Origin of the sequence: Xanthomonas sp. 3307 (assembly GCF_014199735.1) — a bacterium.
Classification (GTDB): Bacteria; Pseudomonadota; Gammaproteobacteria; order Xanthomonadales; family Xanthomonadaceae; genus Xanthomonas_A; species Xanthomonas_A rydalmerensis.
The window spans coordinates 562,588-575,654 of the sequence record NZ_JACHOG010000003.1 but is presented as its reverse complement, the minus strand read 5'-3'; the positions used below and the strand labels follow the sequence as shown (position 1 = coordinate 575,654).

Below are 13,067 nucleotides of genomic sequence, written 5' to 3'. Positions count from 1 at the left end.
CGGCGTTGCCGATGCGCCTAGAGAAAAGCCCCCTCGATGGAGGGGGCTGCCGAAGACGGCACAAGGTGCGAACCGGAAGGCATGGCTGCAATTGACGGTGCGCAGCGCACAGCGGCCATCTCGCTGCGATCAGGCCGCGACCGCAGCGGCCCGAGGCGAAACCAGCGCGTGAAGGCATTGGCAGATACCGCCGCAATCAGCGGCGGCACCTGCGTCACTCACTCGCCGTAGACTTCGATTTCCGAGTAGGCCAACCACGAGTACGGGTTGTTGGCCTCGATCTTCAGGTACTGGGCGGTGCTGCCGTTCAAGGCGATGTACACCGGCGCCACGTCGGACTGATCGGGCTCGGTGTAGTACTGCGGGTTGTCGAAGTACACCGGCCCGGGATTGGTGCTGCCGCCGAACACCGCGCCATGCCGGCCGGCGGAAACGGCGAAGTCGATCGGCTGCGCGACGCCCGCGGTTTCGCTGGCCGCGGTGCGCACGGTGATGCGCACGCCGGTGACCTTGCGCGTCTGCCCCAGGTTCACGGTGACGCTGCCCCAGTTGGTGCGTGCGTTCCAGTAGTCGGTATCGCTGAAGAAGCGGCCGTCGTATAGCGAGGCCAGGTTGTCCGAGTTGGTCGGCGATGTCGCGCCGATGATCGGCAGGCGCTTGATCAGGTTCAGCGACGACGGCGCCACGTACTGCACCTTGCGCAGCGGCAGGCCGGCCTCGCTGTAGCCGGTGTTGCTCAGGCCGGCCTTGATGTAGGCCTCTCGCTCGAGCGGCCGGGTCTGGGTGTTGCCGTAGCGCGAGGCGATCGCGGCGACGATCGGCGCGGCGAACGAGGTGCCGGAGACAGCTTCGGTGCCACCGTCGTAAATGAGGTTGGTGATTTCGTGCGCCGGCGCCCACGCCTCGACGCAAGGGCCGACGGTCGATCCCTTCGCATAGCCGCCCCAGCGATCGCTGTTCTGTGCGCCGGCAAAGCGCGAGCCGTCACGCTGCAAGCCACCGACCACGACGATGCCATCCATGTCGCGTGCGGCCCCCTGCTGGGTCTGCGGATCGATGTAGCCGAACGCCACCTTGCACGCGTCCTGCTCTAGCGGCGAGAGCCCGACGGTGTAGGCATTGCCCGCCGACTGGGTGATGAAGAAACGATTGCTCGCCGCGCGCATCCGACGGCCCCAACGATTGCTGGCGTTGAACGGGTTGTAGGTCCCACCCGGGCTCTGATTGAACGACATGTTCAGGACGGCGAATTCGCCCGACGCTTCGGCGTAGCGTACTGCGGCATCCAGCGCCGTGGCCACGGTGCTTTCGTTCAGATCGGCAAGGCCGAACGCCTTGATCGGCTGGCCAGGATTGACGCCGCGCACCAGTTGTCCATTCTGCCTGGCACCGATCAAGCCTGCCGTCGCCGTGCTGTGCAGGGGGTTGGGCGAAAGCGTCGGGAAATCCTGGCGATACACCACGTTGAGCTCGGGATGCGGCGGATTGTCGAGCACCGCATCGAGCAGATACGCGGGATTGGACGTGGTGACTCCATCGTTGGTCTGCGTGTACGGCAGCGCCCAGGGCGTGATCTCGCCGCCATTGACGATGTCGCCCGCAGCGGAGAACGTGGCGTGCGTGGCTTCGACCCCGCGCACCGAGACCACCCAGTCGGCCTTGAGCAGTTGCGCCGCGGTGCGCTCCGGCATCCAGGCATAGACGGTGCTGGAAACCGTGGACAGCACCCGCTCGATCTTCACCCCCGGCAGCTGCGCGATCTGGTCGGCGTAGTGGACCATGCCGGTGCTGTTCTCGTGCGCGCGGATCGCCGGATCCAGGGTGCGGTAGTCCGCGGGACGGAACTTGGCGTACAGGCGCGTGGTCTCCTGCAGCACGAACGGGTTGAGGTCGATCGCGTACAGGCGCCGTCCCTGCGTATCGGTGCGCGGCATGGTCGCTGCCTGCAGCATGCGCTTGGCCGGGAACTTGCCGCCGCCGGCGGCTTGCGGCTGCGCGTGCGCGGAGGCGACGGCCAGGCTCGCCAGCAGCGCGGCCAGCAGCAGCTCGGTCGATGTCTTCTTCATGGACTCATCCTTTGACTGGGAGATGCCCCGCGCGTCGGGGCACCGGAACAGGGGTTCCACCATCAAGGACGAGGAGCGCATGCGCCTCCCCTACCGAGTGCGCGGCATCGTCTACTCAGGCAGACGCTGCGCGCTGTGCATCACAGTCCGCACGTTCGTCGCATCGATGCGGCAGCGTCGGCAAGGCGATATGGGGTGGGCACCGATGTCGCGATGCAACGACGCAACTCACGCGTTCATGCACACGCGCGGAGCGCACAAACCCAAGGCGCGCGCCGCCGCACCCGCGTGTGTGCGGGCACGGCACGCGGCGCATCACGCGACGCGGTCTGCCGGCGTCTCGCTGCTCCACAGCAGCATCGCGTCGCCGTAGCTGAAGAAGCGGTAGCGCTCGGCGATGGCGTGGCGATAGGCGGCGAAGATGCGCTCGCGGCCGGCGAAGGCCGAGACCATCATCAGCAGCGTGCTTTCCGGCAGATGGAAATTGGTCACCATCGCGTCGACGCTGCGGATGCGGTAGCCCGGCAGGATGAAGATCTGCGTCTCGCCGGCGAACGGATGCAGTTCGCCATCCTTGGACGCGCTTTCCAGCGCGCGCACCACGGTGGTCCCCACGGCGATCACGCGGCCGCCGGCCGCGCGCGTGCGCCGCACCTGCTCGACCAGGCTGGCGCCGACGTTGAGCCACTCGCGGTGCATCTGGTGCTGCTCCAGCGCTTCCACCCGCACCGGCTGGAAGGTGCCGGCACCCACGTGCAAGGTCACATGCCCCACCTCGACCCCGCGGTCCTGCAGCGCCTGCAGCAGCGGCGCGTCGAAATGCAGTCCGGCGGTCGGTGCGGCGACTGCGCCGGCCTCGCGCGCGAACACGGTCTGGTAGCGCTCGCGGTCGTCCAGGCCCGGCTCGCGGCGGATGTACGGCGGCAACGGCAAGCGCCCGGCCTGCTGCAGCCAGTGCTCCAGCGCGCCGTCCACATGGAACTGCAACTGGTAGAACTCGCCGTCGCGGCCCAGCACCTCGGCCTCGCCGCCGGCGTCCAGGGCGATGCGCGCACCGGCCTTGGGCGACTTGCTCACGCCCAACTGCGCCCGCGCGCGCTGGCCGCCGAGCAGCCGCTCGATCAGGATCTCGACCCGCCCGCCGGTGCGCTTCTGCCCGAACAGCCGCGCCGGGATCACCCGCGTATCGTTGAAGATCAGCAGATCGCCGGCACGCAGCAGCTCCGGCAGATCGCGCACGTGCCAGTCGGCGAAGGGCGCCGGCGCCGGCGGTACCAGCAGCAGCCGGCTGGCCGAACGCTCGGCCAGCGGCGCCTGCGCAATCAGCTCTTCGGGCAGGTCGTAGTGGAAATCGGACTTCTTCACGGCGCCGGGAGAGATCGGGAATGGGGCCGGCCATTGTAGCGGCGCCAGGATTGGGGATTCGGGAGTGGAGATTCGCCAAGGCAGGCAGGACCGCGCTCTTGCGAATCCCCAATCCCCAATCCCGAATCCCAGCCCCTCAGCGCTCGAACTTGGTGGACAGAATGATCGACGACGTCGTGCGCTCCACCCCGTCCAGCGCACCGATGCGGTCGGTCAGTTCGTCCATGTCGTTGACGCCCGGCACCACGCCGAGCGCGATCAGGTCGAAGGAACCGCTGACCGAATGCAGCACGCGCACCGCCTCGATCTCGCGCAGCGCCTTGACCACCGAGGTCATCTTCTTCGGCAGCACGGTGATCAGGATGTGCGCACGGATATGGCCCTGCTCGTAGTCGTCGCGGGTGCGCACGGTGTAGCCGCAGATCACGCCCTCGCGCTCCAGGCGCTCGATCCGGCTCTGCACGGTGGTCCGCGACACCCCCAGGCGACGGGCGATCTGGGCGGTGGAGGCGCGCGCATCCTCGCGCAGCAGCGACAGCAGGGCGTCGTCGGAAGCGGTGATCTTCATGGCCGGGGATTTTCGTCGAATCGACGAAATTGCGTCAATTCCTGCACGGATTCACGCTGCCATTCGACGATCCTGTCCTGATAATAGACAGGATCGTCGCCAGACAGCCCGCCTTCAGGAGATCCCTCATGACCGTACTCGGCCCCCTCGCCCCGCTCCGTGCCCACGCCGGCGACCGCCTGACCCACGGCCTGGATGACGCCAGCATCGAGCGCCTGGCCGCCTCGCACCCCGCGTTGCGCGCGGCGATCGAGGCGGCGGGTGCGGAACATGCACGCATCGCCACCGAGTTCGCCGACCTGCTCGACCTCGACGAGGCCGAGCAGATCCGCCACCTGCAGGCCGGTTTCGTCAATTTCTACGCCGACGACGCGGTGACCCCGTACGTGGCGCTGAGCGCGCGCGGCCCATGGGTGGTCACGCTGAAGGGCGCGGTGCTGTACGACGCCGGCGGCTACGGCATGCTCGGCTTCGGCCACACACCCGAGGCGGTGCTGGAGGTGATGGCGCGGCCGCAGGTGATGGCGAACGTGATGACCCCCAATCTGTCGCAACTGCGCTTCGAGCGCGCGCTGCGCGCGGAGATCGGCCACCGCCGCGGCGGCTGTCCGTACAGCCGCTTCATGTGCCTCAACTCCGGTTCCGAAGCGGTGGGCCTGGCCGCGCGCATCGTCGACATCAACGCCAAGCTGCAGACCGATCCGGGCGCGCGCCACGCCGGCGCCAAGATCAAGCGCCTGGTGGTCAAGGGCAGCTTCCACGGCCGTACCGACCGGCCGGGCATGTATTCCGATTCCAGTCGCAAGACCTATCAGCAGCACCTGGCCAGCTACCGCGGCGACGACGCGCTGATCGCCATCGCGCCCTACGACGTGGACGCGCTGCGTCGCGCCTTTGCCGAGGCCGAGCAGCACGGCTGTTTCATCGAGGCAGTGTTCCTGGAGCCGGTGATGGGCGAAGGCGACCCCGGCCGTGCGCTGCCGCCGGCGTTCTACGCCGCCGCGCGCGAACTGACCCGCAGCCACGGCAGCCTGCTGCTGGTCGACTCGATCCAGGCCGGCCTGCGCGCGCACGGCGTGCTGTCGGTGGTGGACTATCCCGGCTTCGAGCAGCTCGACGCACCCGACCTGGAAACCTACTCGAAGGCCCTCAACGCCGCGCAGTACCCGCTGTCGGTGCTGGCGGTGACCGAGCATGCGGCGCAGGTGTACCGCAAGGGCACCTACGGCAACACCATGACCAGCAACCCGCGCGCGCTCGACGTGGCCACCGCGACCCTGGCGCAACTGACCCCGCAAGTGCGCGCCAACATCCGCGAGCGCGGCGCCGAGGCGGTGCAGAAGCTGGAGAAGCTCAAGGCCGAGCTCGGCGGCGCCATCACCCAGGTGCAGGGCACCGGCCTGCTGTTCTCCTGCGCGCTGGCCCCGCAGTACAAGTGCTACGGCGCCGGTTCCACCGAAGAGTGGCTGCGCCAGCACGGCGTCAACGTGATCCACGGCGGCGAGAACTCGCTGCGCTTCACCCCGCACTTCGCGATGGACGGCGAAGAGCTGGACCTGCTGGTCGGCCTGATCGGCCGTGCGCTGCGCGAAGGTCCGCGCGTGGCGCAGGCTGCTGCGGCCTGAACCACACTGTCAGCGGCGCCGAAGGACGGCGCCGCGAAGCGGCCGATCTCCGGGAGCACAGCCGCTTGCCGGCACTGGCACAGAGGGCGTGCACCGGCCGACTTGATGGTCGCCGATGCCGGCGCCTCTGGCGGCATGTCGTGTGACACCCCACCCGTTCCCTCGGTGTATGTCGAAGCGCCCGTAGTAAGCGCGTCCGGCTACGGCAATGTGCCGTCGCCACCATGGCGTCTTCGGAAAGCATCGGCAGCCTGACACCGGCGCCCTTCGCCCTCGCCCCTGCCTCCCCGGACGTCGCCGCATCCGCCTCGCTGGCGTCCGGCGTCGCACGCCTGCACAGACCCGCATCTCTCACCTCGGCGCCCGGTCATCGGGCCGACAGCGTGCCTCCGTAGCCCCGTGCTGTTCCTGACGAATCACGGCGTCCGAACAGTGGCGGATCTGCTTCGACGACAAAGATATTGCAAACAATTCGCATTTGCATGGAAAATGAACGTACTGCCCGCATCGCACTCGCGGCAGACACCCTTTCGCACTGCCGCCCGACCCCGGCGCCGCGCCCGCTCCTGATGAGGGACGGCCGGTGGTCGCGGCCGGGGCGTCATCCATCCTGCAAATCGAACCGCCCATGACCTCTCCGATCAAGCGCCGCAAACACCCCGTCACCCGCCAGGCCGCCGCACCGACCCTCACCACGGCCATGCTGCTCGGTGGGCTGAGCCTGCTCTCCTCCGCGCACGCGGCGGCGGCGGATCAGCCGACCACCCTGGACAAGGTCGACGTGCAGGCCCAGCGCGCCAAGCGCTACCTGGTGGAAACGCCGGATTCGCCGAAGTTCACGCAGCCGCTGATCGACACCCCGCAGACCCTCAACATCATCGGCAAGGACCTGTTCAACGAGCAGGGCGCCACCACCCTCACCGAAGCGCTGCGCAACAGCCCGGGCGTGGGCACGTTCTATGTCGGCGAGAACGGCAACACCAGCACCGGCGATGCGCTGTACATGCGCGGCTTCGACAGCTCCAGCAGCATCTTCGTCGACGGGCTGCGCGACCTCGGCTCGATCTCGCGCGACGTGTTCAACATCGAGCAGATCGAGGTCGAAAAGGGCCCTGCCGGCACCGACAACGGCCGCAGCGCGCCGACCGGCGCGATCAACCTGGTGAGCAAGCAGGCGCACCTGGAGGATGCCAGCAGCGGCACCCTGTCCGGCGGCGACCATGGCCAGCGCCGCGCGACCGCGGACTGGAACCAGCACCTGGGCACCAGCAGCGCGCTGCGGGTGAACGTGATGGGCCAGGACAGCGACGCCATCGGCCGCGACCATGTCGCCAACAAGCGCTGGGGCCTGGCCTCGTCGCTGGCGTTCGGCCTGGGCACCGACACGCGTTACCTGCTCGACCTGCTGTACGTGAAGCAGGACAACGTGCCCGATGGCGGGGTGCCGACCATCGGTCTGCCTGGCTACAGCTCGCCCGATCCCGCGCGGCCGTGGCTCGGTGGCGCCGCGCGCGTGGACAGCGCCAATTTCTACGGCACCCGCGACGACCACGACGACGTGACCGCGAAGATGGCGACCTTCCGCATCGAGCACGACGTGTCCGACACGGTCAAGCTGACCAATACCGCACGCTGGGGCCTCAACGACCAGGACTACCTGCTGTTCGCGTTCATGCCCAACGCCGCCAACCTGCGCACGCCGAATCCGGCGGATCCGTCGACCTGGACGGTGCTGCGCAGCCTGCCGACCTTCAAGGACCAGCAGTACACCACCCTCGCCGATCAATTGAATCTACGTGTGGACTTCGCCACCGGCGCGGTGCGGCACAACCTCAGCACCGGCGTGGAAGCGTCGCGCGAGGAACTGCGCAGCTGGGGCCACAACATCGTCGACCGCGCGGCCTGGCTGGCGGCCAATCCGGCCAACCTGTACGCGCCGGACTGGAACACCACGCCGCTGCGCACCGCGCGCAACGGCGCGCGCAGCCATGGCACCACCACCACCTACTCGGCCTATGCCTTCGACACGCTGAAGTTCGGCGACAGCTTCCTGGTCACCGCCGGCGTGCGTGCGGACCGCTACAAGACCGACTTCGACAGCCTGGTGTGCAACTCCGCCACCTCCACCGCCGCGCCCTGCACCACCGTAGTCGGCCTGGACACCGATATCGCCGACACGCTGTTCAGCTGGAAACTCGGTGCGGTCTACAAGGCCAACGAGGACGTGAGCGTGTACGCGAATTTCGCCACCTCGCAGCAGCCGCCCGGCGGCAGCACGCTGGAACTGAGCAGTTCGGCCAACAACGCCAACAATCCGCGCTTCGACCCGCAGAAGGCCAAGACCGCGGAGGTGGGCACCAAGTGGAACTTCCTCGACGATGCGCTGTTCGCGACCCTGGCGCTGTTCCGCACCGACGTGGACAACGAGATCGTGCAGGGCAGCGACGGGCTTTACTACCAGAGCGGCGCCAAGCGCGTGCAAGGCATCGAACTGTCGGCAGTCGGCAAGCTGACCGAGCGCTGGTCGCTGTCCAGCGGCTACACCAAGCTGGATGCGCGGGTGCGGCAAGGCACGACGGTCTCGCAGGACGGCAGCCAGGACCTGGCCTACACCCCGGACAGCGCGTTCACCGCCTGGAGCACCTATACCCTGCCGTTCGGGCTGACCGTCGGTGGTGGCGTCCGCTATTCGGGGCAGATGCAGCGCGGCCGCGACAGCGCGGTCGGCACGCCGGCGTTCGTGAAGTCGTACACGGTGTGGGATGCGGTGCTGAGCTACCCGGTCAACGATCACGTGGCGCTGCGCCTGAACGCCTACAACCTGTTCGACAAGGACTACGTCGCCGCGATCAACAAGAGCGGCTTCCGCTACACGCCCGGCGCGCCGCGCTCGGTACTGCTGACCGCCGAGGTCCGGTTCTGACCGACCGCGCCTGCCAACGTGCGGTGGACGCCCTATCCTGGGCGTCCACCGCCGGAGCGCCCCATGCTGTTGCACATTCCCGACATCCTCACGGCCGATGAGGTCGCGCGGTTCCGCCAGGCACTGCAGTCCGCCGACTGGGTGGACGGCCGCGAAACCGTCGGCGCGCAGGGCGCGCAGGTCAAGCGCAACCTGCAGCTGGCCGACGCGTCGCCACTGAAGCAGGAACTCGGCCAGGCGGTGCTGAGCGCCCTGGCGCGCAGCCCGCTGTACTTCGCCGCGGCGCTGCCGCTGCGCACCATCCCGCCGCGCTTCAACCGCTATACCGGCGGCGGCAGTTATGGCCTGCACGTCGACGGCGCGGTGATGACCCAGGCCGCCAGCGCCGCACAGCCGGCGCTGACCGTGCGCAGCGATCTGTCCTGCACCCTGTTCCTGAGTGCGCCGGAGGAGTACGACGGCGGCGAATTGCTGATCCACGACACCTACGGCGAGCACGAGGTCAAGCTGCCCGCGGGCGACCTGATCCTGTATCCGTCCAGCAGCCTGCACCGGGTGGCACCGGTGACCCGCGGCGCGCGGCTGGCCTCGTTCTTCTGGGTGCAGAGCCTGGTGCGCGACGCCGGACGGCGGCAGACGCTGCTCGACCTGGACACCGCGATCCAGGCGCTGACCGCCAGCGGTGCCGACGCAGCGGCGTTGCTGCGCCTGACCAACGTCTACCACAACCTGCTGCGCGACTGGTCGGAGACATGAACCGACTCGGCGACCAAAGCGCCGAGCACTCGGCCCACGCACGGCTGCGTAGCACCGCACGCCTCCGCCCTGGCGTGGTAACGCCGCGCCCAGTCGACGCGTGAACCACCCTGCTTCACCCACCGCATCGCGCTCCAGCGCCGGCATCGCCACGCTGCACGGCAGCAGCATGGGCACGCGCTGGAGCGTCAGGCTATTGCCACCCCTTGGCAGCGACCTGCACGCACTGCGCGACGCGATCCAGGCGCAGCTCGATCTGGTCGTCGCGCAGATGAGCACCTGGGACGCGCAATCGGACCTCAGCCGCTACAACCGCGCCGATACCGACACCTGGCACGCCTTGCCCGCCGCGCTCGACACGGTGCTGCGCTGCGCACTGGACGTGGCACAACGCAGCGGCGGCGCCTTCGATCCCACCATCGGCGCCCTGGTCGGCGTGTGGGGGTTCGGCGCCATGGCAGGAGATCGGCGCGTGCCCGACGCGGGGGCATTGCGCCAGGCGCGCGCTGCCGGCGATTGGCGGCGGCTGCGCGTCGATGACGATGGCCGTTGGCAGCAGCCCGGCGGGCTGCACCTGGATCTGTCGGCGATCGCCAAGGGTTATGGCGTCGACCTGGCAGTCCGAGCACTGCAGGCACGCGGCGTGGAAAGCGCGCTGGTGGAGGTCGGCGGCGATCTCTACGGCTATGGCCGCAAGCCGGATGGGCAGGCGTGGCGTGTGCTGCTCGAGGCGGCCCCGGAGGACGGCCTGCGTGGCGATGCATCCCCGCGCACGCTCGCGGTCGACGGCTTGGCCGTGGCAACCTCCGGCGACCGCTGGCAGCACTTCGAACAGGACGGCCACCGCTACGGACACCTGCTGGATCCACGCAGCGGCCAGCCGATCGCCGCGACGCTCGCCGCGGTCAGCGTCGTGGCCGCCGATACCATGCGCGCCGATGCCTGGGCCACCGCGCTCAGCGTGCTGGGCGCCGACGCTGGCATGGCCTGTGCCGAACGCGAAGGGCTGGCGGTGCGCTTCGTGCTGCGCCAGCGCGGCGGCCTGCAGGAACGGGTCAGCCGCGCGTTCGCTGAACTGCCAGAGGCGTGACGGCCGAGCACTGCTCCAGGATCTGCGGTCGCGGAGACCGGCCAGTGCACCGGGCGACACAACGCGGCGGTGAGCGGGACGACGAGCGGGCGTGGCACCGCTGACCGCCCGCAGCTGCGGCGGCTACGGCTACGGCTACGGCGGCGATACGGTGCGACACGCAAGGGAATGCTTATCGGCCCAAGGACAAACGCTTGCCGCAGGGTGAGGGCCACATTGCGAGGAAGCCTTCGGCAACACGACGGTGTGCGATCGGTCATCCGGCTGCGTTACGCATGCACTCGGCGATGAAGATGCACATTGGAAGGTGCGAACGGACCGCCTCGCGGCCAGGCCGTTTTCGGTAAAGGCACGGTGTGCAATCGGCTACCCGGTCGCGTCGCGCATGCGCTTGGCGATGACGATGCGCGTCGGAAGGCGCGAACGGAGCGACGCGACCTGAGGCAGTGCCTCGCCAGGCGCTACCGCGCCCAAGCGACGATCTGGAACACGCGCTGTCGAGACGCACCAGCCATTCGGCGGACAGGGCACACGCGTCGCCTTGCATCCCGCGCGTGGCCGGGCATATGCGGACGCGGCGTCCGCCGCGACGGGCATGGCAGGAGCGCCCGAGCCCGACCGTCACGCCATCAGCGCGCGGTCGGCAACCCCATGCGCTGCAGCTCGAACACATAGCCCTTGCCGCGCACCGTGCGGATCCATTGCGGCACGAGCGGGTCGTCGCCGAGCTTCTGGCGCAGCCGCGAGACCTGCAGATCGATGCCGCGGCTGCTCGGCGGCACGCTGGCCTCGCCGTCGCCCAACGCCGTCCGCAGCACCTCGCGGCTGAGCACTTCGCCGGGCTGTTCGAGGAACACCGCCATCAGTCGCAGTTCGCCAGGGGACAGCGGGATCGTCCGCCCGTCCGGCGCCACCGCCTGGTGACGCGCGGCATCGACCTGCCAGCCACCGTGCGCAGCCGGCGGCGGCTGCGTCGCACGCACCCGGCGCAGCACCGCGTTGAGCCGCGCCACCAGTTCGCGCAGATCGGGCGGCCGCACCAGGAAATCGTCAGCGCCCAGGTCCAGGCCGATCACCCGGTCCACCGGCTCGGCGCGGTCGCCCATCATCACGATGGCGATGTCACCGCGGTCGCGCAGCTGCCGGCACAGGCGCAGGCCCTCGGCGCCGTCGAGGCCGGCGTCGAGTACCACCGCGTCGTAATGCCCGGCCGCCAGTTGCGCCTGCAGTTGCGGCGCGCTGTCGGCGTCGTGCGTCTGCAGGTTGAAACAGGCCAGGTAATCGCGAACCCGGCCGCGCAAGGCCGCGTCCGCGTCCGCCACCAGAATTTTCGCCAACCACCTGTTGTCCGAGACCACCTGTCGGCTTCCGCTGTGCGACCCGGATGGCCGCGTTCGCGCATTGGACGCGGTCGGCGCCGACGCCGCAAGACCCGCGCGCGCGGTCGCGCAGGCTCAGTCCGCGGACGTCGGTGCGGCCTCGATGCGCATCGCCAACAATTCCCCGCCCCCGCTCAAAGCGAAGCGGCGTCTGCCATCGGCGGCCAGCCAGGCGCTGTCGCCGGCCGCCAATGGCGGCAGTCCGCTGGCCGCATCGAACTGCGCTTGCCCTGCCAGAAGATGAACGGCCCAGGCGACACCCGGTTCGGCGAAGAACAACATCGGCCCGACCAGTGGCCGGTGCAGCAGTTGCGTGCGCAGCCGGTCGCGACGCCACATGAGGTTGAAATCGTGGGTCGGCCCATCGAACAGCTCGCCGCGCAGCGGCCGCTCGCCGGCAAAGCGCAGGCGCGCGTACGGGTCCTGCAGCACCTGCTCCTCGCCATCGTCGAAACGCAGACGCACACCGTTGCCACGCAACAGCACCAGTTCGCGGTCGATCCCGGGAAAAGCGGAGAACGCGGCGTCCTGCTCGATCTCGGCGATGGACAGGCGCAGCAGCCAGTCGTCGCCGGACATCGGCAAGCGCAGGATCTCCCGGGTCCAGCCCAGGCCGTTGCGCCAGCGTTCGCGGCGGTACTCGTTGGCGGGAATCACCCGCGCGGGCAGCGTGTGCAAATCCATGCGCGCATTCTGCACGATCATGGCAACGGCGCCTGTCCCTGGCGCGCCCGCGGTTGCCAGGCAAGACGCACCTTGGCCCAAAAAAAACATCGCCCGGCTGCACGTCACTGTGCAACGCCGGGCGACGATGTACCTCCCTGTCGGCTTCCTGCCTTCCCCCCTCGCATCCTGCTCAGTGAGGCTGCGGCCGCGCGTCCAGCGCCGGCCCTATCCTTTCGTTGCAAATCCCTTTAACGCCTTTCCACCGGCTTGGCAGCTGCCTGCTTGGCGGCTGTCGGCGCGGGTGCCTTCGTGGCGCCCACTTCGATCCGGTCGCGGTTCCGTTCGACCGTCTTGAGTCCGATGCCTTTCACCAGTGCCAGTTCCTCGGCGCTCTTGAAAGGTCCGTGCGCCTGCCGGTAGTCGACGATCGCCTGAGCCTTGGAGGCTCCCACGTTCACCAACACCTGGTCGATTTCCTCCGCTCCAGCGGAGTTGATGTTGACCTTGTCCGCGGCGAGCGCGGAACCGGACAGCATCAGGGCAACGACCAGCGACTTCAGGACCACGATAAAAGACTGCATGGCAACGCTCCTTGTGACTTGGATGGGGACTTCGCCGGCCTTTCCTGC

General features: G+C 68.8%; 10 protein-coding genes. 4 read left to right on the top strand and 6 right to left on the bottom strand.

All coding sequences use genetic code 11. The annotated features are described in order from the left end of the window. Positions 1-218 precede the first annotated feature (218 nt). From GGR64_RS11000 to GGR64_RS10990, 3 genes are all read right to left on the bottom strand, one after another. Positions 219-2,066 carry a S8/S53 family peptidase gene (locus GGR64_RS11000; RefSeq protein WP_184645785.1) on the bottom strand — a complete coding sequence of 616 codons (1,848 nt, stop codon included), beginning with the start codon at positions 2,064-2,066 and terminating at the stop codon, positions 219-221. Positions 2,067-2,381: 315 nt separating this feature from the next. Further along, positions 2,382-3,431: a tRNA preQ1(34) S-adenosylmethionine ribosyltransferase-isomerase QueA gene (queA, locus tag GGR64_RS10995; protein WP_184645783.1), complete on the bottom strand. Its 1,050-nt coding sequence runs from the start codon at positions 3,429-3,431 to the stop codon at positions 2,382-2,384. A gap of 136 nt (positions 3,432-3,567) precedes the next feature. After that, a complete protein-coding gene (locus GGR64_RS10990; protein ID WP_160969980.1) occupies positions 3,568-3,999 on the bottom strand; it encodes an Lrp/AsnC family transcriptional regulator in 432 nt (143 codons plus the stop codon). Positions 4,000-4,127: 128 nt separating this feature from the next. Between GGR64_RS10990 and GGR64_RS10985 the strand changes: the two genes are divergently transcribed. The 4 genes from GGR64_RS10985 (at position 4,128) to GGR64_RS10970 (ending at position 10,393) form a co-directional block, all read left to right on the top strand. Beyond that, positions 4,128-5,624: an aminotransferase class III-fold pyridoxal phosphate-dependent enzyme gene (locus GGR64_RS10985; RefSeq protein WP_184645781.1), complete on the top strand. Its 1,497-nt coding sequence runs from the start codon at positions 4,128-4,130 to the stop codon at positions 5,622-5,624. 628 nt (positions 5,625-6,252) lie between these two features. After that, positions 6,253-8,547, top strand: coding sequence for a catecholate siderophore receptor Fiu (locus tag GGR64_RS10980; RefSeq protein ID WP_184645779.1), 2,295 nt, complete (start codon positions 6,253-6,255; stop codon positions 8,545-8,547). Positions 8,548-8,610: 63 nt separating this feature from the next. Beyond that, entirely contained in the window at positions 8,611-9,303 is a 693-nt protein-coding gene (locus tag GGR64_RS10975) for a Fe2+-dependent dioxygenase (protein WP_184645777.1), read from the top strand. A gap of 169 nt (positions 9,304-9,472) precedes the next feature. After that, positions 9,473-10,393, top strand: coding sequence for an FAD:protein FMN transferase (locus GGR64_RS10970; protein ID WP_184645916.1), 921 nt, complete (start codon positions 9,473-9,475; stop codon positions 10,391-10,393). 629 nt (positions 10,394-11,022) lie between these two features. On the opposite strand, the gene GGR64_RS10965 is transcribed toward GGR64_RS10970, so the two are convergent. The 3 genes from GGR64_RS10965 to GGR64_RS10955 all read right to left on the bottom strand — a co-directional run bounded on the left by GGR64_RS10965 (position 11,023) and on the right by GGR64_RS10955 (position 13,019). Then, positions 11,023-11,715 carry a response regulator transcription factor gene (locus GGR64_RS10965; RefSeq protein ID WP_160970010.1) on the bottom strand — a complete coding sequence of 231 codons (693 nt, stop codon included), beginning with the start codon at positions 11,713-11,715 and terminating at the stop codon, positions 11,023-11,025. 132 nt (positions 11,716-11,847) lie between these two features. Next, positions 11,848-12,477 carry a HutD family protein gene (locus GGR64_RS10960; protein ID WP_184645775.1) on the bottom strand — a complete coding sequence of 210 codons (630 nt, stop codon included), beginning with the start codon at positions 12,475-12,477 and terminating at the stop codon, positions 11,848-11,850. Between the two features lie 209 nt (positions 12,478-12,686). Next, the gene (locus tag GGR64_RS10955; protein WP_160969990.1) at positions 12,687-13,019 is read right to left on the bottom strand and encodes a ComEA family DNA-binding protein; all 333 of its coding nucleotides are present in this window, start codon (positions 13,017-13,019) and stop codon (positions 12,687-12,689) included. Between the last annotated feature and the right edge of the window lie 48 nt (positions 13,020-13,067).

Coding starts and splice junctions, on each gene's coding strand:
- GGR64_RS10985 (WP_184645781.1), top strand. CDS start 4,128: ATGACCGTACTCGGCCCCCTCGCCCCGCTCCGTGCCCACGCCGGCGAC.
- GGR64_RS11000 (WP_184645785.1), bottom strand. CDS start 2,066: ATGAAGAAGACATCGACCGAGCTGCTGCTGGCCGCGCTGCTGGCGAGC.
- GGR64_RS10990 (WP_160969980.1), bottom strand. CDS start 3,999: ATGAAGATCACCGCTTCCGACGACGCCCTGCTGTCGCTGCTGCGCGAG.
- GGR64_RS10960 (WP_184645775.1), bottom strand. CDS start 12,477: ATGATCGTGCAGAATGCGCGCATGGATTTGCACACGCTGCCCGCGCGG.
- GGR64_RS10955 (WP_160969990.1), bottom strand. CDS start 13,019: ATGCAGTCTTTTATCGTGGTCCTGAAGTCGCTGGTCGTTGCCCTGATG.
- GGR64_RS10975 (WP_184645777.1), top strand. CDS start 8,611: ATGCTGTTGCACATTCCCGACATCCTCACGGCCGATGAGGTCGCGCGG.
- GGR64_RS10980 (WP_184645779.1), top strand. CDS start 6,253: ATGACCTCTCCGATCAAGCGCCGCAAACACCCCGTCACCCGCCAGGCC.
- GGR64_RS10970 (WP_184645916.1), top strand. CDS start 9,473: ATGGGCACGCGCTGGAGCGTCAGGCTATTGCCACCCCTTGGCAGCGAC.